The sequence below is a fragment of the Martinezella miluonensis genome, assembly GCF_900094545.1.
GTDB classification, from domain to species: domain Bacteria; phylum Pseudomonadota; class Alphaproteobacteria; order Rhizobiales; family Rhizobiaceae; genus Rhizobium; species Rhizobium miluonense.
This window is the reverse complement of the sequence record NZ_FMAH01000040.1, coordinates 1-20,635: the sequence shown is the minus strand read 5'-3', so window position 1 is coordinate 20,635 and position 20,635 is coordinate 1. Positions and strand designations below refer to the sequence as shown.

Annotated in this window: 23 protein-coding genes, 1 tRNA gene and 2 pseudogenes; 17 read left to right on the top strand and 9 right to left on the bottom strand. The window is 57.8% G+C overall.

What is annotated here, in order from left to right; translation table 11 throughout:
- Positions 1-55: 55 nt before the first annotated feature.
- The 4 genes from araD1 to chvE form a co-directional block, all read right to left on the bottom strand.
- Entirely contained in the window at positions 56-1,054 is a 999-nt protein-coding gene (gene araD1, locus GA0061102_RS25410; protein WP_092854426.1) for an AraD1 family protein, read from the bottom strand.
- 118 nt (positions 1,055-1,172) lie between these two features.
- A complete protein-coding gene (gene mmsB, locus GA0061102_RS25405) occupies positions 1,173-2,381 on the bottom strand; it encodes a multiple monosaccharide ABC transporter permease (protein ID WP_092854349.1) in 1,209 nt (402 codons plus the stop codon).
- Entirely contained in the window at positions 2,378-3,916 is a 1,539-nt protein-coding gene (gene mmsA, locus GA0061102_RS25400; protein ID WP_092854347.1) for a multiple monosaccharide ABC transporter ATP-binding protein, read from the bottom strand. The genes mmsB and mmsA overlap by 4 nt, the downstream gene beginning before the upstream one ends.
- A 105-nt stretch (positions 3,917-4,021) precedes the next feature.
- Entirely contained in the window at positions 4,022-5,086 is a 1,065-nt protein-coding gene (gene chvE, locus GA0061102_RS25395) for a multiple monosaccharide ABC transporter substrate-binding protein (protein WP_092854345.1), read from the bottom strand.
- A gap of 274 nt (positions 5,087-5,360) precedes the next feature.
- On the opposite strand from chvE, the gene GA0061102_RS25390 reads away from it, so the two are divergent.
- Positions 5,361-6,368, top strand: coding sequence for a LysR family transcriptional regulator (locus tag GA0061102_RS25390; protein ID WP_092854343.1), 1,008 nt, complete (start codon positions 5,361-5,363; stop codon positions 6,366-6,368).
- 76 nt (positions 6,369-6,444) lie between these two features.
- On the top strand, positions 6,445-6,912 hold the full coding sequence (locus GA0061102_RS25385) for a hypothetical protein (protein ID WP_092854424.1): 468 nt from the start codon (positions 6,445-6,447) through the stop codon (positions 6,910-6,912).
- Here GA0061102_RS25385 and GA0061102_RS25380 read toward each other — a convergent pair whose 3' ends face one another.
- A complete protein-coding gene (locus GA0061102_RS25380; protein WP_092854341.1) occupies positions 6,913-7,173 on the bottom strand; it encodes a hypothetical protein in 261 nt (86 codons plus the stop codon). It abuts the gene before it with no gap.
- Positions 7,174-7,404: 231 nt separating this feature from the next.
- Between GA0061102_RS25380 and iolG the strand changes: the two genes are divergently transcribed.
- The 4 genes from iolG to GA0061102_RS25360 all read left to right on the top strand — a co-directional run bounded on the left by iolG (position 7,405) and on the right by GA0061102_RS25360 (position 9,874).
- Entirely contained in the window at positions 7,405-8,397 is a 993-nt protein-coding gene (gene iolG / locus GA0061102_RS25375; protein WP_092854339.1) for an inositol 2-dehydrogenase, read from the top strand.
- Between the two features lie 138 nt (positions 8,398-8,535).
- Positions 8,536-8,850, top strand: a complete 315-nt coding sequence (locus tag GA0061102_RS25370; protein ID WP_092854337.1) for an ArsR/SmtB family transcription factor — start codon at positions 8,536-8,538, stop codon at positions 8,848-8,850.
- A complete protein-coding gene (locus GA0061102_RS25365) occupies positions 8,847-9,206 on the top strand; it encodes an SRPBCC family protein (protein WP_092854335.1) in 360 nt (119 codons plus the stop codon). The genes GA0061102_RS25370 and GA0061102_RS25365 overlap by 4 nt, the downstream gene beginning before the upstream one ends.
- Before the next feature lie 44 nt (positions 9,207-9,250).
- Positions 9,251-9,874 (top strand): ATP-dependent Clp protease proteolytic subunit, encoded by a 624-nt coding sequence (locus tag GA0061102_RS25360; protein WP_092854333.1) that lies wholly within the window; start codon positions 9,251-9,253, stop codon positions 9,872-9,874.
- Between the two features lie 57 nt (positions 9,875-9,931).
- On the opposite strand, the gene GA0061102_RS25355 is transcribed toward GA0061102_RS25360, so the two are convergent.
- Complete coding sequence (locus GA0061102_RS25355; RefSeq protein ID WP_092854331.1) at positions 9,932-11,173, bottom strand: ROK family transcriptional regulator; 1,242 nt, start codon at positions 11,171-11,173, stop codon at positions 9,932-9,934.
- 208 nt (positions 11,174-11,381) lie between these two features.
- Here GA0061102_RS25355 and xylF point away from each other — a divergent pair, with 208 nt between their 5' ends.
- From xylF to GA0061102_RS25335, 4 genes are all read left to right on the top strand, one after another.
- Positions 11,382-12,422 (top strand): D-xylose ABC transporter substrate-binding protein, encoded by a 1,041-nt coding sequence (xylF, locus tag GA0061102_RS25350; protein ID WP_092854329.1) that lies wholly within the window; start codon positions 11,382-11,384, stop codon positions 12,420-12,422.
- Between the two features lie 292 nt (positions 12,423-12,714).
- Positions 12,715-14,043, top strand: coding sequence for a sugar ABC transporter permease (locus GA0061102_RS25345; protein ID WP_092854422.1), 1,329 nt, complete (start codon positions 12,715-12,717; stop codon positions 14,041-14,043).
- Positions 14,044-14,058: 15 nt separating this feature from the next.
- On the top strand, positions 14,059-14,841 hold the full coding sequence (locus GA0061102_RS25340) for an ATP-binding cassette domain-containing protein (RefSeq protein ID WP_092854328.1): 783 nt from the start codon (positions 14,059-14,061) through the stop codon (positions 14,839-14,841).
- Between the two features lie 163 nt (positions 14,842-15,004).
- Positions 15,005-15,081: transfer RNA gene (locus tag GA0061102_RS25335), tRNA-Arg, on the top strand.
- A gap of 101 nt (positions 15,082-15,182) precedes the next feature.
- On the opposite strand, the gene GA0061102_RS25330 is transcribed toward GA0061102_RS25335, so the two are convergent.
- Entirely contained in the window at positions 15,183-16,370 is a 1,188-nt protein-coding gene (locus tag GA0061102_RS25330; RefSeq protein ID WP_092854326.1) for a hypothetical protein, read from the bottom strand.
- A 94-nt stretch (positions 16,371-16,464) separates the two neighbouring features.
- Between GA0061102_RS25330 and GA0061102_RS25325 the strand changes: the two genes are divergently transcribed.
- From GA0061102_RS25325 to GA0061102_RS25310, 5 genes are all read left to right on the top strand, one after another.
- A complete protein-coding gene (locus GA0061102_RS25325; protein ID WP_342588044.1) occupies positions 16,465-16,725 on the top strand; it encodes a helix-turn-helix domain-containing protein in 261 nt (86 codons plus the stop codon).
- 77 nt (positions 16,726-16,802) lie between these two features.
- Entirely contained in the window at positions 16,803-17,171 is a 369-nt protein-coding gene (locus GA0061102_RS25320; protein ID WP_245298137.1) for a hypothetical protein, read from the top strand.
- Positions 17,168-17,341 carry a hypothetical protein gene (locus GA0061102_RS33015; RefSeq protein WP_159432207.1) on the top strand — a complete coding sequence of 58 codons (174 nt, stop codon included), beginning with the start codon at positions 17,168-17,170 and terminating at the stop codon, positions 17,339-17,341. The genes GA0061102_RS25320 and GA0061102_RS33015 overlap by 4 nt, the downstream gene beginning before the upstream one ends.
- Positions 17,342-17,521: 180 nt before the next feature.
- Positions 17,522-17,716 (top strand): hypothetical protein, encoded by a 195-nt coding sequence (locus GA0061102_RS33670; RefSeq protein WP_092854322.1) that lies wholly within the window; start codon positions 17,522-17,524, stop codon positions 17,714-17,716.
- A gap of 90 nt (positions 17,717-17,806) precedes the next feature.
- Complete coding sequence (locus GA0061102_RS25310) at positions 17,807-18,424, top strand: hypothetical protein (protein WP_092854320.1); 618 nt, start codon at positions 17,807-17,809, stop codon at positions 18,422-18,424.
- Positions 18,425-18,451: 27 nt separating this feature from the next.
- On the opposite strand, the gene GA0061102_RS25305 is transcribed toward GA0061102_RS25310, so the two are convergent.
- Complete coding sequence (locus tag GA0061102_RS25305; protein WP_245298136.1) at positions 18,452-19,069, bottom strand: glycosyltransferase family 29 protein; 618 nt, start codon at positions 19,067-19,069, stop codon at positions 18,452-18,454.
- 358 nt (positions 19,070-19,427) lie between these two features.
- Here GA0061102_RS25305 and GA0061102_RS25300 point away from each other — a divergent pair, with 358 nt between their 5' ends.
- Positions 19,428-19,763 carry a hypothetical protein gene (locus GA0061102_RS25300; protein WP_092854316.1) on the top strand — a complete coding sequence of 112 codons (336 nt, stop codon included), beginning with the start codon at positions 19,428-19,430 and terminating at the stop codon, positions 19,761-19,763.
- Between the two features lie 159 nt (positions 19,764-19,922).
- A pseudogene (locus GA0061102_RS25295) lies at positions 19,923-20,198 on the top strand (transposase); the annotation flags it as partial.
- Between the two features lie 45 nt (positions 20,199-20,243).
- Here GA0061102_RS25295 and GA0061102_RS25290 read toward each other — a convergent pair.
- A pseudogene (locus tag GA0061102_RS25290) lies at positions 20,244-20,635 on the bottom strand (DDE-type integrase/transposase/recombinase); the annotation flags it as partial.

The following is a 20,635-nucleotide window of genomic DNA, read 5'->3' as shown; positions in this document are numbered from 1 at the left end:
CCTTCCTGGTTCGTATTGAAGATGCCCGGCCGAGCCTACAGCCGGGCTCGACGAATTACAGCTGGCGAACAGCCACATTCTCTTCGGCGGCAACTGCCAGCGGATTGCGCAGCGGCAGGCCGAATTCGGCAACTTCGATTTCAAAGACATCGCCCGCTTCCGGCTTGATGCCCTCGGCGAAGGAGAGCGTCGCCGTACCGAACATGTGCACATGCACATCGCCGGGGGTGCGGAACAGGCCGTACTTGAAGTGGTGATATTCGAGATTGGCGAAGGTATGCGACATGTTCGCCTCTCCCGACAGGAACGGCTTTTCGAAGATCACCTTGTCGCCGCGCTTGATGCGGGACGAGCCGCGGATATCCTCAGGCGCTGCGCCGATGCGGATTTCCGGACCGAAGCTTGCAGGGCGCAGCTTGGAATGGGCGAGGTAGAGATAGTTGATCCGTTCGGTGACGTGATCGGAAAATTCGTTCGACAGCGCAAAGCCGATGCGGAACGGCGAGCCGTCCTTGGCGATGACATAGATGCCGGCCATTTCAGGCTCTTCGCCGCCGTCGAGCGCGAAGGACGGAGACACGAGCGCTGCGCCCGGGGCCGCTGCGCCATAGCCGTTGCCCTTGTAGAACCATTCGGGCTGAACACCCTTCTCGCCCGCCTTCGGCTTGCCACCCTCGATGCCCATTTTGAACATCTTCATGGAGTCGGTCAGCGTTTCTTCGGCCGCTTCCGTCGTCTTCTTGTGCATGGAATCACGCGTGGCAGCCGAGCCGAGATGCGTGAGGCCGGTGCCCGTCAGATGCAGGTGGGCAGCGTCCGGATGCGTGATCGGCGGCAGGAAGCGGCCTTCGGCATAGACCTTTTCAAGATCGATCGCCTCGCCGAGGCCGTGCGCCTCGATGACCGATGCAAGCGACTTGCAGCTGTCGGTAGCCTCCATCGCAAGCTTGTAGACGCTGCCGCCATTGACGACGGCCCTGGCGGTTTCGCCTGGCCCGTTGCGCACCGCAACGACGATCTCGCCGTTCGAACCTTTGATCTGCGAGATGAGCATGTCTTTCATCCTTTCCGAATAGACAGAGATCGGATGCAGTTTACCGTTTCCGGTTCTCAGCGAGAGCCGGACTCTGTCATGGATTTGGTTTTAAAAGCCTCGGTTGATCGCTAAGCGATCAACCCTTGTTCTTGTTGTAGACGTCGATGAATACGGCGGCGAGCAGGACCGCACCCTTGATCATCTTCTGGGAGTCGGTCTGGTATCCGAGGATCGACATGCCCTGGTTCAGCACGCCCATGATCAGGGCGCCGATAACAGCCCCCGTCACCTTGCCGACGCCGCCGGAAGCAGACGCACCGCCGATGAAGCAGGCCGCGATGACGTCGAGCTCGAGACCGTCACCGCCCTTGGCGGTTGCCGAGTTCAGGCGCGTGGCGATGATGATGCCGGCGATGCTGGCAAGGATGCCCATGTTGATGAAGGTGTAGAACGTCAGGCGGCGGGTATCGATGCCCGAGAGCTTCGTCGCCTTTTCGTTACCACCCATTGCGTAGATGCGGCGGCCGATCGTGGTGCGCTGCGTGGCGAAGCTATAGAGCGCGATCAGCAGCAGCATGAGGATCAGAACGTTCGGCAGGCCTCTGTAGGAGGAAATCTGATAACCGATGAAGATCGTTGCAGCGGCAACTACGAGATTCTGGCCGAGGAAAAAGCTGAACGGCTCGACATCGATGCCATGCTTCTCGTTGACGCTGCGGCGGCGCCAGGAAAGCAAGAACATGACGATCGGAATGACGATGGTCAGAAAGATCGACGTCGAGCGAATGCCGCCCATGTCGACGAAATCAGGAATAAAGCCGGTCGCTACGATCTGGAACGCGGGCGGGAACGGACCGATGCTGCTGCCGTTGCCGGTCGTGTTGATGATCGTATAGGTCAAGCCGCGGAAAACCAGCATGCCCGACAGCGTCACGATGAACGAGGGGATGCGGTGATATGCGATGAAATATCCATGCCAGGCGCCGACCGCGGCTCCCATCAGAAGACAAATGACCGTCGCGGCAGCGAGATTCATATGCATCTGCACGACCAGCACGCCCGCAACCGCACCGACGAAACCGACGACGGAGCCGACCGACAGGTCGATATGGCCGGCAACAATGACAAGCAGCATGCCAAGCGCCATGATGACGATGAACGAATTCTGCAACACGATGTTGGTCAGGTTCTGCGGCCTGAACAGAACGCCGTTCGTAAGATACTGGAACAGAAGCATGATGACGACGAGCGCGATCAACATGCCGTATTCACGAATATTGTTGCGGATATGATCGCCGATCGAAACGACGTGGCTGCTTTCCGTGGCTGGGTTGGCCGAACTCATTGTTGCTTCTCCCCTGAGCGCATAATAGCGCGCATGATGCTCTCCTGGCTCGCCTCTGCCTTTGGCAGTTCGGCGACGATGCGACCTTCGTTCATGACGTAGATGCGGTCGCAAGTGCCGAGAAGCTCGGGCATTTCCGATGAAATCATCAGAACGCCCTTTCCGTCGGCGGCAAGCTGGTTGATGATGGAATAGATTTCGTATTTGGCGCCGACGTCGATGCCTCGGGTTGGTTCATCGAGGATCAGAACGTCGGGATCGGAGAACAGCCACTTCGACAGCACCACCTTCTGCTGGTTGCCGCCGGACAGGTTGCCCGCCTCCTGGAAGACGCCGGCCGAACGGATGCGCAGCTTGGCGCGATAGTTCGTCGCCACCTGCAGCTCCCGCACGTCGTCGATAACAGTCGCCTTGGAAACGCCCATCAGGTTGGCGAGCGTTGTATTGTGCAGGATGCTATTCGACAGCACGAGACCAAGCTGCTTGCGGTCCTCCGTCACATAGGCAAGACCGGCATCGATCGCCCTGCGCACCGTGCTGGTATCGACCAGCTTGCCATCGACGAAGACTTCGCCGCTGACCTTGTGGCCGTAGGACTTGCCAAAGACGCTCATGGCGAATTCGGTGCGGCCCGCGCCCATCAGGCCCGCGATGCCGACGACTTCGCCCTTGCGGACATTGACGTTGATATCGTGCAGAACCTGGCGATCGCGATGCTGCTGGTGGAAGGCGTTCCACTTCTTCACTTCGAAGATCGTCTCGCCGATCGGAACCGAGCGCGGCGGATAGCGGTCGGCGAGTTCGCGGCCGACCATGTTGCGAATGATGATATCTTCGCTGATCTCTTCCTGATGACAGTTCAGCGTCTTCACGGTCATGCCGTCGCGCAGCACGGTGATCTGGTCGGCCACCTTGCGCACTTCGTTGAGCTTGTGCGTGATGATGATCGACGTGATGCCCTGGTTGCGGAATTCCATGAGGAGGTTGAGAAGCGCATCGGAATCGCTTTCGTTGAGCGATGCCGTCGGCTCGTCGAGAATGAGCAGCTTGACGCTCTTCGACAGGGCCTTGGCAATCTCGACGAGCTGCTGCTTGCCGACGCCGATGTCGGTCACCAGCGTATTCGGTGATTCCTTGAGACCCACCTTGGAAAGAAGCTGCTTGGTGCGGGTGAAGGTTTCCTGCCAGTTGATCATGCCATTGGCAACGACCTCATTACCCAGGAAAATATTCTCGGCGATCGACAGGAGCGGAACGAGTGCCAGCTCCTGGTGGATGATGATGATGCCGATATCTTCGGAGTCCCTGATCGTCTTGAACTGGCGGACCGCGCCATCGTAGTGGATGTCACCTTCATAGGTGCCGGCGGGATAGACGCCTGAGAGCACTTTCATCAGGGTCGATTTGCCGGCCCCGTTTTCGCCGACCAAGGCATGTATCTCGCCCTGACGAACCTTCAGATTGACATTTTCCAAGGCGTTCACACCGGGGAACGACTTAGTGATGTTCTGCATTTCGAGAATGGTATCGTCCATAGTCCAAATCCAACGCCGCGACCGAACATAGCAGACCGCGCGATCGTCTTAAATATCAAAGCCAGGGCTCGCATCGAAGCGAGCCCCGACCACTATGTTGGAAGATTACTTCAGCTGGTCAGCCTTGTAGTAACCGCCCTCGACGAGGATCTTCTCGTAGTTGGTCTTGTCAACTGCGACCGGGGTCAGCAGGTAGGACGGAACAACCTTGACGCCGTTGTCGTAGGTCTTCGTGTCGTTGACTTCAGGCGTCTTGCCTTCCATCAGAGCGTTGACCATGCCGACGGTGACCTTGGCGAGGTCACGGGTGTCCTTGAAGATCGTGGAGTGCTGTTCGCCAGCAATGATCGACTTGACTGACGGGATTTCGGAGTCCTGACCGGTAACAACTGGCAGCTTCACGCCGCCGGTGCCGTAGCCGACGCCCTTGAGCGAGGAAAGGATACCGATCGACAGACCGTCATACGGAGACAGAACGGCATCGACGTGGCTGTCGGTGTAGTAAGCCGACAACAGGTTGTCCATACGAGCCTGGGCCGTTGCCGGATCCCAACGCAGCGTGCCAACCTTGTCCATGCCCATCTGACCGGACTTTACGACCAGCTTGCCGCTGTCGATGTAGGGCTTCAGGACCGACATTGCGCCGTCATAGAAGAAGAAGGCGTTGTTGTCGTCCGGAGAGCCGCCGAACAGCTCGATGTTGAACGGGCCCTTGCCGTCCTTGAGGCCGAGCGAGTCGACGATCGAACCAGCCTGCAGGACGCCGACCTTGAAGTTGTCGAACGTTGCATAGTAGTCGACGTTGCCGCTGTTGCGGATCAGACGGTCGTAAGCGATGACCTTGATGCCGGCATCGTGAGCCTTCTGCAGAACGTCGGACAGCGTGGTGCCGTCGATCGACGCGACGACGAGAACCTTGTCGCCCTTCGTGACCATGTTTTCGATCTGCGAGAGCTGGTTCGGAATGTCGTCGTCGCCATATTGCAGGTCGGTGCCGTAACCGGCAGCCTGGAGCTGCTTCACGATGTTGTTACCGTCGTCGATCCAGCGAGCCGAAGCCTTGGTCGGCATTGCGATGCCTACCGTGCCCTTATCCGCCGCGAAGGCAGGTACCACCAGCGTAGCGACGCCGAACGCAGCGCCGGCCATCAATGAGATAATGGATTTCATTACTCTCTCCCTTGTTGATAATATGGCGGACGAAAAAACGCCCGCCCGAAACTGCGGCAGGTTCCGTAGAAGGAATGGTTTACTTCAAATTGTGAGAAACGAAGTAGGTCTCCTCCACGCTCTCACGGTTTATGAGCTGCACCCAGCGCACGACCGGCAAACTCGTACGATTTCGTATAACTGTCAAATAGAATAACTGGCAAAACACATACCATCTTTGATATAATGCGAAAAAATAGTACTTTTTTGCCGACGAATGGGAAATTTGGCCGTCATGGAGAAAATATATAACGATTATTTTAGCGAAGGCATCGAGATTCATTCCGACAATTTTCGCGACGACACGCTGCTAAAAGCCGGTTTGAAACTCAATCACTTGCGCATGATCGTCACGATCGAGGATCACGGCCAAATCTCGGCGGCCGCTGAGTCCATGAACATGTCACAACCTGCGGCTTCACGCATGCTTTCCGAAATGGAGTCCATCGTCAAAAGCCCACTTTACGAGCGTGTCGCCCGCGGCGTGGTGCTAACCCCTTTCGGCCTCGCTTTGGCCAAGCGAGCGCGTAAGATCCTGCTTGAGCTGCGGGAGGCAGGTCGGGAACTCGGCGCCTTGCGGACCGGCAGGGGCGGCTCGGTCTTCCTAGGGGCCGTAACTGCCCCGGCAATCAGCCTTGTGGTGCCGGCCATCCAGCGGGTCACGCGCAGCTATCCCGGCATCGAGATCAATATCGAGGTAGAGAACAGCAACGTCCTGGCACGCGAGCTTCTGGCCGCCCGCCACGATTTCATCATCAGCCGCATTCCCGACGACCTCGATCCGCGTCTGTTCCTCGCCCACGAGATCGGTGTGGAAAAGGCCTGTCTCGTTGTCCGCAACGGGCATCCGCTGCTCGAAAAAGGCGTGGCCAGCCTCTTGGATCTGGCCGGCTATGACTGGGTCTTCCAGCCGCCCGGAACGTTGCTGAGACGAAAGGTGGAGGACATATTCCTCGCAGCCGGCGTGTCTCTGCCGGAGAATGTCGTCAATACCTCGTCCCTGCTGCTGACGCTCGCCGTGGTTTGCAAGACGGACGCGATCGCGCCGATAGCGCTCGACATGGCGCAATTCATCTGCGGACAGTCGTCACATGCCGGCGAATCCAGCATCCTGCCGATCGATTTCGATATCGACGTCAGGCCCTATAGCCTCATCACCGCGCGCGAACGAGCCATGCCGCCGAGCGCCAGACTGCTGCACGACATGATCCTCGAGGAGAGCAAGAACCTCTCGCCGCTTTGAACGCATTGGCCGCAAGGCTGCGCGCCATAAGCTCCACACCAACTTCCGTTCCTATGGAAATCACATGGAGGCTGGCATGCTGCTCAGGCAATCATTGTTTCAATCCGTACTCGATCGTCTCGATTCCGAAGAGGATGTTCCCGAGAAGGAAGAGAGTGCGCATCGCATCCACGGCCTGAACGTCAGCTTTGCCGCAACGGTGCTTGGCGGCGAAACACCGGAAGCACATCGAGCCGGCGACGCCTATCTCGACAATCTCGGCGATCCGATCATCCAGCTCGAGCCGGAACCGGAACCCGCCCCCAAAGAGCCGGAGCCGCCGGTCATGCCGGAGCATCTGGCACGGATCTCGCGAGAAGAAGTCGCCGCCGAACTGGCGATCGCGTCAGACACCACGCTCCATTCGCTACACGAAAAACGCCGCAGCTTCGCCAAGGCCAATCACCCCGATAGCGTCGCCGCCCCCTTCCGAGAGCAGGCAACAACCCGCATGACCCTCGCCAATCAGCTGATCGACGAGGCCATACGGCGCCTCTCGCGATAACTATTTCCCGTCGCCTTTCGGCGCGTCGTCTTCGCCGGCATCATCCTGCGGCACCGCTTCGACATTCGCAGCGGGCGGCTGCGGCTTGAAATTCAATAGGAGCATCCAGGCCGAATAAGCGCCAAGCGCGCCCGAAAGCATGGCCCAGAAGGGCTGTGAGCCAAGGGTCTCGACGGCAGCCCATCCGAAGCAGACCGCAACGATCAGGATCCGCACCCAAAGCGGCTTGTAGATGGGATGGCTGGGATCGATCAGTTGCATGGGTCTCGCTGGCCTGTTCAAGGAGATTTGTCTTTAGCGCATCGTTGGGAAAACTGTGAAGCACTTTGAACGAAATAAGGTCGCACGGGCAAATTCCGGATAAGGCGGTATGGTAATATCCTTTTCGCAATTGTGAAGAACGGGCGGCTTGACGCCGCCTTCGGAAAATGGAATGAAAATTCCATGTAGATTATTATTCGGTCCATTTATTCCGAATCCAGGGAGGTAAGAATGACTGTCAGATTTGGCCTGCTCGGCGCTGGTCGCATTGGTAAGGTGCATGCGAAGGCTGTCAGCGGCGATGCCAACGCCAAGCTCGTGGCCGTTGCGGATGCGTTTCCTGCGGCTGCGGAAGCGATCTCCGCCGCCTATGGCTGCGAAGTCCGCACCATCGAAGCAATCGAAGCCGCCAAGGATATCGATGCCGTCGTCATCTGCACGCCGACCGATACCCATGCCGATCTCATCGAGCGCTTTTCCCGCGCCGGCAAGGCCGTCTTCTGCGAAAAGCCTGTCGATCTCGACCTCGCCCGCGTCAAGGCCTGCATCAAGGTCGTCGATGAAACCAAGGGCAAGCTTATGGTTGGCTTCAACCGCCGCTTCGACCCACATTTCATGGCCGTCAAGAAGGCCATCGACGAAGGCCGCATCGGCACCGTCGAGATGGTGACGATCACCTCGCGCGATCCTGGCGCCCCGCCGGTCGATTACATCAAGCGCTCCGGCGGCATTTTCCGCGACATGACCATCCATGACTTCGACATGGCCCGTTTCCTGCTCGGCGAAGAGCCGGTGGCCGTCACTGCAACTGCCGCTGTGCTCGTCGACAAGGCGATCGGCGAAGCCGGTGACTACGACAGCGTTTCCGTCATTCTCCAGACGGCATCAGGCAAGCAGGCGATCATCTCCAACTCGCGCCGAGCCACCTACGGCTATGATCAGCGCATCGAAATCCACGGCTCGAAGGGAATGGTATCAGCCGAAAACCAGCGCCCCTTCTCCATCGAGGTCGCCAATGGCGATGGCTACACCCGCCCGCCGCTGCATGATTTCTTCATGACCCGCTACACGGAAGCCTATGCCAACGAGATCGCCAGCTTCATCGCCGCGATCGAAAAGGGCGCCGCTATCACGCCGTCGGGCAAGGATGGCCTCGCCGCACTGAAGCTGGCGGATGCCGCGCTGCAGTCGGTCAAGGAAGGCCGCCTGGTAAAGGTCGACTAATCAACGCAGATTCCCTCAGGGAATATGGTCCTCCCCGAAAGTCCGCCGCGAATCGCTTCGCGGCGGACTTTTTTCTTTGGTTCCCCTTCGCAACGGAAATCTCTTGCGAATCACATAAGTATCTGCTTATCTATTGCTATGATAGAGAACGAAATATTCCGGGCCTTGGCCGATCCGACCCGCCGCGCCATCTTTGAAAAGCTGGCCGCAGGCAGGATGAACGCCAGCGCCCTGCGCGAAGGCATAGAAATCAGCCAGCCGGCGATGTCGCAGCATCTCGCCATCTTGCGGAGCGCCGGGCTAGTCAGGGAAGAACGACAGGGGCGTTTCGTGAATTACGAAGTCGATCCGGAGGGACTTACCCTCATCGCCCAGTGGCTGGCGAAATACCGCGCCTACTGGCCTGCCCGCATCGAAGCTCTCAAGATCTTGCTGAAGGATATGGACCAATGAACGATCTCAATATCCCCGCACGGAAAAACGGTATCGAACTCGAATACGACCTCGAGGAGCCGCCGCAAAAGGTCTGGCGCGCGGTCAGCACCCCTGAACTTCGGGAAAACTGGCTGCCGAAGGAAGCCTTGGCCGATCCCGAAGCGATATCGATCACGCCGGGCGAAGAGATCTGCTACAGGCTGCGGGACGACGCACCGCCCTTTCTCGAAAGCACCGTGACCTTCAGGATAGCTCCCAACGCAAACGGCGGTACAAGCCTGCGGATCATCCACGAACTTGATGATGCGCGGCTTCGCAGGGCTGAAAAGGCTGCAGCGAACAATAATGGCTTCTGCGTCATGTGCGCCGCCTGAAGCTCTGAAGCTGTCAATAATTTCAAAACGATTGGAGTTCGCCGATGCGCGAAGCGATGCAGCTCGTCCCTATGGTCGTGGAACAATCCAGTAGAGGAGAGCGGTCTTTCGACATCTATTCCCGACTGCTGCGCGAGAGAATCATCTTTCTGAACGGTGAAGTGAACGATGTCGTTTCGGCATTGGTCTGCGCACAATTGCTGTTTCTTGAGGCGGAAAGCCCGAAGAAGCCGATCAGCCTCTACATTAATTCGCCGGGCGGCGTCGTGACCAGCGGCCTCGCCATGTACGACACCATGCGTTATATCCGCGCCCCGGTACATACCCTTTGCATGGGGACGGCCCGCTCGATCGGGTCGTTCCTGCTGATGGCCGGCGAACCAGGCCAGCGCACCGCGCTGCCCAACGCCAGCATCCATATTCACCAGCCCTTGGGTGGCTTCCAGGGCCAGGCTTCCGACATGCTCATCCACGCCGAGGAAATCAAGCGCACGAAGCACCGGATGACGCGGCTCTACGCCGAGCATTGCGGCCGTTCCTATGAGGAATTCGAGCGCGCCATGGATCGCGACCACTTCATGACGGCGGAGGAGGCTTTGGAATGGGGATTGATCGACCGTATCCTGCATGTTCGCGAGGACGATCAAACCACGGGCTTAGCGGATTGATTTCATTGGCGGCGCTACTGCCAGTTGCCTGGCCGCGCCTTGCGCGATCGTCGCGTCTCAACCGGCCTGGTCGCGCAATTCCACGACGGAGGCCCCTCTCCTCACGATGTCGCTATCGATGATCGAAAACGCGCGGTTCAAATGCCCCTCGAAGACGAGCGTCTGCTCGTCGACGACGACGCGCAGCTCCGGCATGCCCTCCATGCGCACGACATGCGATTCGGCCAGCCCCTCCTCTATGCCCTCGATCAGCAGATCGTAGTAGCGCACGCCCGGGCCGGTGATGACGATCGGCATCCGCTCGTGCAGGCTCAAGACACGCGACAGGCCATTTCCGAGCGCCAGGCCGGCCTGGCGAAAGGCAAGCACATTGCGGCGCCCGCCCTGCCGCGCACTCGCGGCAATCTTGTCGAGCTCGGCAATCGGAACGAACTTTGCCGGGATCGTATCCAGCGGCACGTCGAAAGCCGTGCGCAGCATGGCGTAGAAACCGGCGTAAGCCTCGATGCACCCGCGCGCGCCGCAGCGGCAAAGACCGCCGCCCGGCACATGCATCATGTGCCCGAAATTGGGCGCAGAGACCTGGTGTCGCCCCTCTTCTTCACGACGCACGATGCCGAGGCCGATGCTGTGCCCCAGCGATAGCGCCGCCAGCGCCCGGAAGTCGGAACCTTTCCCATTTTCCTCCTGCCGACCGAGAGCGGAGGCGACAAGCGAGGTCTCGTTGCCGAGTATGATCCTGGCCGACCATTCATCGCGAAGCACCGCGGCAAAATCGATTTCGTCACGCCCGAAGATCGGCGACCAGCGCAGCACCGGCTCGGAGGGGTCGACCAGCCCCTTGCTGCTGATCGAGATCATCAGCACCTTGTCGCGGGCGAGCTGCGAGCGGGCAGCAATCCGGTGCAAGGCGTCGCGCAGAGCGGCCACGAACGAGCCGACGCCGGATGCCTCTTGCGACCGTTCCTCGCTGAACCGGTCGATTAGCCGCCCGGCATAATCCACCAGCGAATATTGCACGGCATCGGAGGAGATGACGACGACGATGAGATAGCCGCAATCACGCCGCTGCGAGAACAAAACTCGTGGCCGGCCGCGGCCACTGGCTGCCTGCTGTTCCGCCTTTTCGATGATCTGCGCCCGCTCCAGATCGGCGGTGATCACCGATACGGTCGCAGATGAAAGCTTCGTAAAATCAGAAAGTTCGGTATGAGCGAGCGGGCCGTGCCGGCGCAATGCCGACAGAACCAAGGCGCTGTTTTTCTGACGGACCAATTCGGTGCTCGATTTGGCCAGCATCGGTAAGCCTCCCGCTCATTAACCCTCCCCTCCGCATCTCCGGACGACTCTTATCTAGCCTGACGATGCGGGTGTTGACAGTTGAAAAAATCTCTGACAGTAAATTTCTCGACTGTCGAGAAAAAACAAAACCTTTTCTCGTCAGCATTATCGCGGCGACCGACGGGAGTTCAGGATACGTGCGGTCGCATTCACTCGGGAGGATCATATGAAAGCTTTCATCAAGCTGGCTGCAGGCGCGGCCATCGTTTTGACCATGCAGACGGCAGCCTTCGCCAAGGATCTCGTCGTCGGCGTTTCCTGGTCCAACTTCCAGGAAGAGCGTTGGAAGACCGACGAAGCCGCCATCAAGAAGGCACTCGCAGCCGTAGGTGCCAAGTATATTTCCGCTGACGCGCAGTCATCCGCTTCCAAGCAGCTGACCGACGTTGAATCGCTGATTTCGCAGGGTGCCAACGCCCTCATCATTCTCGCTCAGGACTCCGACGCCATCGGCCCGGCCGTTGAAAAGGCTGCCGACGAAGGCATTCCGGTTGTCGGTTACGACCGCCTGATCGAAAACCCTGCCGCCTTCTACATCACCTTCGACAACAAGGAAGTGGGCCGCATGCAGGCTCGCGAAGTGCTGAAGGCAAAGCCGGCAGGCAACTACGTCTTCATCAAGGGCTCGTCTTCCGACCCGAATGCAGACTTCCTCTTCTCCGGTCAGATCGAAGTATTGAAGTCCGCGATCGACGCCGGCAAGATCAAGAATGTCGGCGAAGCCTACACGGACGGCTGGCTGCCGCAGAACGCGCAGCGCAACATGGAGCAGTTCCTGACCGCCAACAACAACAAGGTTGACGCGGTCGTCGCCTCCAACGACGGCACCGCCGGCGGCGCAGTCGCAGCCCTCGACGCCCAGGGTCTCGCAGGCTCCGTTCCGGTTTCCGGCCAGGACGCAGACAAGGCCGCTCTGAACCGCATCGCACTCGGCACGCAGACCGTTTCCATTTGGAAGGACTCGCGTGAACTCGGCAAGCGCGCTGCTGAAATTGCCATCGACCTCGCCAAGGGCAAGAAGCTGGACGACATCTCCGGCGTCCAGACCTTCAACGGCGGTCCGAAGCACGTTCCGATGAAGTCGGTCTTCCTCACCCCGATCCCGGTCACCAAGGACAATCTGAACGTCGTCATCGACGCCGGCTGGATTTCCAAGGCTGAAGCTTGCCAGGGCGTGAAGGCCGGCAGCGTTGCGGCCTGCAAGTAAACACCAGACTTGACGGGCTGACCCGAATATAATGCCGACGCCGCAAGGGGGCTTCCCGTTGCGGCGTCGAATGCGGATAAGAAGCAGACAACTCCACCCAGAATGGAGAGAAGGGTTTCCCGCACGTGTTGCGTCATCGCATATCCGATCGGCTTGCCGGATGGCGGTCGTGGAACCGGAAGAAACCGGATGGGCAAGCGATGACGTCTATTGTGACCAGCGCGGATACTGCCCAGCGATCAACAAAGTGCAATCGCGGGCCTGCGCCCAACAGTGGGAGAACGGCAAAGCGATGGCCGACATGACACATTCCACAACATCGAGCGGTCCGCGCAACGCAGAGGAAGGCGTCATCACGCGCTTCCTGCGCGCCACCGAAATCGATACCCGCCTGCTTGGCATGATAGCGGCGCTGCTGATCATCTGGATCGGCTTCGACCTTTATTTGCGGATATTCGACGGCCGCGAGTTCCTGACAGCCAGAAACCTTTGGAATCTCTCGGTGCAGACCTGCGAGATCGCCGTTCTCGCCACCGGCATGGTGCTGGTCATCGTCACGCGCAACATCGACCTGTCGGTTGGCTCAGTGCTTGGCTTCGTCGCCATGATCATGGGCGTCATGCAGGCCAAATGGCTGCCGCAATATCTCGGCTTCGACAGTTCATGGACCTGGATCATCACGCTCATCTGCGGTCTTGTGATCGGTACGGCCATCGGCGCCTTCCAGGGCGGGATCATCGCCTTCATGAATGTCCCCTCCTTCATCGTCACGCTCGGCGGCCTTCTCGTCTGGCGCGGCCTTGCCTGGTATGTCACCAGCGGCCAGACCGTTGCGCCCATGGACTCCACCTTCATCATCATGGGCGGCAGCGGCGCCACCGGTTCGATCGGGGCGAACTGGAGCTGGGTCGTCGGCGTGCTTGCTTGTCTGATGATCATTACCGGCATCGTCGGCTCGCGCCGCCAGAGAAAGCGCTTCGGCTTTCCGCGCCGTCCGCTCTGGGCAGAATATTTTCTCGGCTGCCTCGGCTCCGTCGTGGTGCTCGGTACCATCTATCTTTTCAACAGCTATAACTGGCCGGTCGGCATCGCGAAGCGCTACGCTACCGAACATAATATTGCCTGGCCGGAAGCAGGGCTGGATATTCCATACGGCATTGCCGTTCCGGTTCTCATTGCCGTCCTCATCGGCATCGTGATGACCTTCATCGCCACGCGTCTGCGTTTCGGCCGCTATGTTTTCGCGATCGGTGGCAATCCCGAAGCCGCCGAGCTCGCAGGCATCAAGACCCGATGGGTCATCGTGAGGATCTTCGCGCTGATGGGCCTTCTAGCTGCGGTCGCCGCGGCAATCTCGACGGCCCGCCTGAATTCGGCAGTCAACTCGCAGGGCACCACCTACGAACTCTTCACCATCGCTGCGGCGGTCATTGGTGGCACGTCGCTTGCCGGCGGCAGCGGCACGGTCGCCGGCGCCATGCTCGGCGCCTTGGTCATGCAATCGCTGCAATCGGGCATGGGCCTCGCCAACGTCGATACACCGATCCAGAACGTCGTCGTCGGCATCGTTCTCGTGGTCGCCGTCTGGCTCGACATCGTCTACCGCTCGCGCGCCAAGTAAAAGGAATTCTGAACCATGACGGATAAAACCACTCCGCTTGTGGAAATGAAGAACATTTCCATCGCCTTCGGCGGCATCCACGCGGTCGACAACGCCTCGGTGGACCTCTACCCCGGCGAAGTCGTCGCCCTTCTCGGTCATAACGGCGCCGGCAAATCGACCCTGATCAAGATCCTCTCCGGCGCCTATAAGCGCGATAGCGGCGATATCCTGATCAACGGCGAAACCGTCGATATACGCAGCCCGCGCGACGCCAAGAAATACGGCATCGAGACGATCTACCAGACGCTCGCCGTCGCCGATAACGTCGACGCCGCCGCCAACCTCTATCTCGGCCGCGAGCTGCAGACCCGCTGGGGCACGCTCGACGATGTCGCCATGGAAGCCAAGGCGCGAGAGGTCATGGGCCGCCTGAACCCCAACTTCAAGCGCTTCAAGGAGCCGGTGAAAGCGCTTTCCGGCGGCCAGCGCCAGTCGGTGGCGATCGCCCGCGCCATCCTCTTCGATGCTCGCATCCTGATCATGGACGAGCCGACGGCTGCCCTCGGTCCGCAGGAAACGGCCCAGGTCGGCGAGCTGATCAAGCAGCTGAAGAAGGAAGGCATCGGCATCTTCCTCATCAGCCATGATATCCATGACGTCTTCGACCTCGCCGACCGCGTGTCCGTCATGAAAAACGGCCAGGTCGTCGGCCACGCCCGCACCGAAGACGTCACCAAGGACGAAGTCCTCGGCATGATCATCCTCGGCAAGGTCCCGCCAAAGGCTATTCCCGGCCCTGGCGCGATGAGGGAATAAGCCGAAACGACCGCACATGAAACAAGGCCGCGGCCCAAAAGCCCGCGGCCTTTTTCATTCATAACCTCCGATATGCGCTTTCCTGAATTTTCCGCATTGATGCCAAGCGCTTCCTAGGCTAAGAACCAGCCATCGGACAGGCGATTCAACCCGCCTAAGGCGTGCACCCGTAGCTCAGCTGGATAGAGTGTTGGATTCCGATTCCAAAGGTCACAGGTTCGAATCCTGTCGGGTGCGCCAATCTTTTTCACCTAACCATTTGTTTTTGCTTCACAAGTGAGATGGTCGTAAAGTCGACATCCCCCTTCTGTTCCCCCAATGCGGGAAGTAATGTACGGGAACTAGCTGGACGTTATCGGCCCATTGTCGACAGGATTGCCCAAGAGTGAGCGAAGGAATTGCACAAGGACCGCCGTTCCATCCGGTAGATAGCAGTTCCGAAGGCTATCGAAAGCGTTGTCGTTCGAGGTAATAAAGCGCGCCTTCTCCCGCACCTCATCAAGATTTCGGCAAGGATGATAAAGGACGTCGTCTGCCGCTGCCTCGTACGCATGCCATTCGCGACTGTCGTCGGTATCATCGCTAACTCTGCACAGTGTCCACCAAGCTCGCTGGGCTTTTTTGTAGCTGGCTATAGCTTCGGTAAGATAGCTTTGTGGTGCGAGGGCGGCGTTTTTGATGAACGTGTGGACACCATGCTCATTGACCGCGATGCGATCGATCTTAAGCTCGGGGTTGTCGCGAACGATTGCTGCTGCCTCGTTGAGGAGGTCGCCGAGACGACCCATTGCTTCTGTGAGGTTGAGGTGCTGGGTGCTCATCAGATTCCGATTCGCAAGTGGGGTCGCAGACTGGCTGATCTGGCGAATACGCTCCAAAAAAATTTTGGAATAACTGCTATCGGCGTCGTCGGTATCGACGAGGAATTGAATGGCGACGTCGCTAGGCGTCTGCGGCTCAGCAGCGATAATCCGCGACTGTAGGTCCGCATATTTCTCATATCCGGCTTCGGCCTCCTCCTCCGTCTGAGGCGCAATGTCTCGGTTCCGAACGGCCAACCATTCATCGTAGAGGATTGGAATATTTCCAGAAGGTGAGACCCTACGTTCAGGGTGTTTGATCTTCGCGGCATCTATCCGTAGTGTGTTGATTAACGCGGCAGAATAATAGACGTCCCAATCTCTCAAATCGCGATCCAGGCTAAAGTATGCGAGTTTAAGCTGAACTTCTTCTGCCGAGTGGCACTGACAGGATAGTAGAGCCGCAAATGCTTCCTCACATGCATCATGGAGAGGGCCTTCGGGCAGATCCTCGTCACGAGAAACGCTGTTTACCCAGTTGTTAAAGGCACTTTGCCAGGCAGCATAGAGTTTAGAAAGAGGGCTTTCGGCTTGATGGGATTCTGGCTCCGTGTCCAAAAGCGATAAGGCACCCCCCACATCCCCTGACTTCAGCATATCCCGCAAACTCGCCAGTATGTTTCCCACAGGCACAGCTCCGCCGGCGGCCGCAACAGCATGGTTCCGCATGATCTTCTCCACAGTTTTAACGGTTTTCGTTTATTTCTGATAGAAAGCGCGAATTTTACCGCATGTCAACGATTTTCGTTTGTGTTAAACGAAAATGGTGAAAGGATGCCTTTTTATGACAATCACATCCGAACAATCTCGCGCAGCACGGGGCCTTCTCAATTGGTCGCAAACCTACCTCGCCAAAGAATCAAACCTCAGTGAGAGCACCGTCCGGGACTTCGAGAAGGGGCGCCGCCTGCCCTCTGTGAACAATCTAGCCGCCATTCGCCGGGCGCTAGAGGGTGCAGGTGTAACTTTTCTCGGCGACGGTGAGACCTTAAATGGCGGCCCAGGCGTGCGGCTTGCGAAATAGCGAATGTGCAAAGGAGGGCAATTCGAAATGTCATTCGAGGATTTGCCGCCGGAGGGAAAAAACGGGAGGTATTCTGAATGTCCGAGGAAATTGGCGATGATGATCCAATTCCACTATCAAAGGCATGCCGAGTTTTTCTTGGTGGCCATTTGACGAAATCGAGTTTGCGGACAGAGCATCGAAAAGGCAATCTTGAGATTATCCGGATTGCGAATAAGGATTTCGTCACGCGCAACGGCATAAAGCGCATGATTGAGAAATGCACCGACAAAGGCCCTGAGCCGCGGGAAATGCGCAAGACTACGCCGCCCGCACCTCAGATGACCGCCCAAGAGGCTGTAAAGCTCAAACTGAGACTGCTGCGTGAAAAATGCGATGCGGAGGCGGCGAGCAAACGCGCCGCGAAGGCTGCACAGCGTGCAAAGTTAAGGCTCAAAGAGAAATGACCAAACGAGCATTCATCAGCCAAGCCGACCTGCAGCGAATGGCCAAAGTCGCGAAACTTGAGGGCGTGACGGTATGGGTGGAGATCGACGGGAAGAAGGTTGGGGTTTCGCCATATGTCCCCGCCGATCATAGGGAGGATATGGAAGAAGACGAGGACATCTGTCTCTAATGGATGTCACTCCGAGACCATGACTAGAGCCGCCTTCCGCCAAGCCGATATCGAGCGCATCATCCGGGCCGCGAAGACTACCAGCGTCCTAGCGCAGATCGACCTGCGGACATTGATAGCAACTCTAATTTGCATAAGCATTATCTTGATTATGTCGCATCGATCTGTTTCTTTTAGCGCATGAAGACAAAACTCGCCGACCTGAAACTCAAGCCCTGGCTTCTCCGGGAGCTGACTGGGCTTGGCTATGAGACAGTTGAAGACCTTGGGCATCTGAGCACCGCCGACGTTTTGCGTATCCCCGGTATGGGCAGCTATGATTGGCGGAAAATCGCAAAGGTCCTCGGACGAGAGCCATTCAAGGCTGAGGATTGAGAAAATCCGTTCGACTGCAGCCATAACGCGAATTACTTCCATCGACATTCGCGCGTGCGCTGCCATGATGATCTCATTCGGAGAACGTCCATGCGCGTGGCGACTTGCATTGCCTTTTCTGTATTGGCTTTCCCGGCTCTCGCCGATGACACGTTCATCGTGGATAAGCAGCCGCAAGGGGGCGATATTCGATTTTGGGATGTACGAATTGTCTCAAAGATCGATAACCTAAGAATCGACCACGTTGATGTAAATCGCGGGTGTCAGCATGGCGGCGGCGTCCCGTTGCCAGTCTCGCTGAAATTCGGTGAGAGCATTTTTGCCGGCACATATTACTGCGATCCTATCGAGGTGGTTCTTGATACCCCGGCAGGAGCGCAAACTGCGGAGTTCGAGCCCTCTGGAAGCAGCGGCCTCATAGCGCAAAAATATAATCTCCCATCTGCGCTGATGCTTGCCAATGGAGTTGCAGACGATAACTGGTCTGTGGTCATAACATCGTTGAACGACAGCGTGACGATCAAATCCGTGACCGTCAATCGCGGCAACTGCAGGTACACCGCAAGGCTTACCATGCCAGAGCTACCCAACAACGAATCAACTTTAACCTATGGAGAAAGGTTCGCTGTCGGCTCTTTCGAATGCAACCCGCTTTCCGTCACTGTCGATACCGATAAAGGTCTATCCGAGTTTAGTTGGGACCATTGAATCCATAGGGGAATGATGTCGCTTGGCTTATGCAAGCACCCCAATGCGGCCGCTGGCTAACTTGTCCTCGACCCAGGCACGCTCACCCTGCCAGTTGTGCCGCCTCCACCCCTTCCAACCGAAGCCGCATAGGCGGATATCCCAGTCGGAGGCGGAGAAATTGGCCAGGGCATAACAAATGCCGAGGAAGCCAGTGCTTGGAAAGACGGTGCGCATCTGGTTCGGCGCAATGCCGAGTTCCGCGCAGCCCTTCGCATAGAATTGCGGCGGCATGATGCGGATCTCCTTGCCGGCATGCCCCATAAGCTCAATTGCCTGCAATGTCCAATCGGCCCTCCGCCCCTGCAGGCGCTGGAAGATGTTGGGCCGAGGGTGATATTTGCGGATGATCTCGGGATGGTAGGCAAGCATCAGTATCTTTGCGGACTTGAGCGCCGCATTTTCCAAAAAGGCCGGCTCGATCATCCGCCGATGCAGAGCTTTGCTCGAGGCGGCCAGCATGAGCACATCCGTGCGCGAGCCGCTCCTGTCGTCCGAGAGGTTCGGCTCGTTAAAGCGCATGACAAATTCGGCGGCGTCAATGATCTTGGAAAGATCACGCTCCAGCCTTCCATTGCCGATGATAATAGCAGTCTTACGCGCCAATTTCGGTCGTCCAGCAAATTCCGACGGTAATTTATCAACGCCTTCTGACAATCCGTTGAATCTGTGATGCAGCGGAATGGATAGCCGGCCTCGACTCGTCCTTTAGAATAAAGATCGGAGTTTCAGCAAGTGCCGGGGCCACTGTGATGCGGTATAGCTCGCCCAAGTAACGATTGGGCGACCTTAAGGTCTGACGAATGGAAAACGTGAAGCTGTAGCTGCTCTGCAACGCCGAACGATATTAGGCGGCAGCTTGACTCTCACTGTCGCCGCAGCAATCTTACTCGCATAGAGCGAAGCGAGCATGTGATCGTCGGCCGCGTCGTAGGCAGGTTTACGAGGATGTGAGGCCTCTGTCATGCGCTGCAAAATACCATTGATCTTTGTCGCCTTCCTCTCATCAAACGCTTTTTGCGCAGAACTGCCGATGATAGACAGCGACAGATACTACCAATCGACTACTGCGATGTTTTCGGACAGCACGAAAAAGACAATTTACGACTCCTGCATGCAAGCCGAAAAATCCTATGGAGAAAAGCTGAAAGCTAAGTGGGCGATTGTCCCGGAAGACGCACAGGCATCTTGTGTAACGCTGATGTCCTCGACGATGATCACGGGCAATCAATCCTATTTTGGATGCGCAGCAATAGCCGTCGGGAATGCCTGCATGGAAGGGAAGATGACCTGCAAATGAGCGACGACCTCGCCATCCTATGCGCTAGCGCCGCGCCTCGGGAGCTGATCGAGGAGCACTTGAGGTAGGGAAGCTACGGACAACGACTAGGTCATGTTGACAAAGTGTCTTCTCAAATCAGTTGAGGTCTGATTCAAGACTGCTTTTTAGGAGGCAGCGATGGCACGTGGAGACCTAACCGACGCGGAATGGCGGATTGTGGAGCCGCTTCTTCCGGCAGAGCGTGGGCGCAAATCCCGTCCCTCGCATGATAACCGCCAGTTCATGAATGGTATGTTGCACGTCCTTCGGGTGGGTTGCCCGTGGCGGGATATGCATGAGCGATACGGAAAGTGGAATTCCGTCTATGTCCGGTTCCGCCGCTGGGCTGAGCAAGGGGTGTGGGATGCGCTCTTGGAAACGCTTGTGGAGCTCGGCCTTACAGATGATTGGCAGTGACCTGCCACTGAACTTTCATCCGGCGGCGATTAGAGCCTCGGTGGTTTTGACATAGCCATTCTGCATCGGCTTTCCTGGCGCGATGTAGTGCCATTCGACCTTGTGATCTTTCGACCAGGCGAGGATGGCATTCGACGTGAGTTCGGTGCCGTTGTCGGAGACAATCATTTTTGGCTTACCGCGTCGTTCAATCAGCGTCGTCAGTTCTCGAGCAACACGTCGACCGGAGATAGATGTGTCCGGGATTGCCGCCGGGCATTCGCGCGTCACATCATCGACAATGTTGAGAACGCGGAAGCGTCTGCCGCAGGCAAACTGATCATGGACGAAATCCAGCGATCCCCTTGCCCGGCAGGCGTTGCTTACAACGCCGAGAGGGAGCGGGCATTGGCCTTCGCTTCAACCAGGATCGGCGCACGCGTGCCGACCGCACG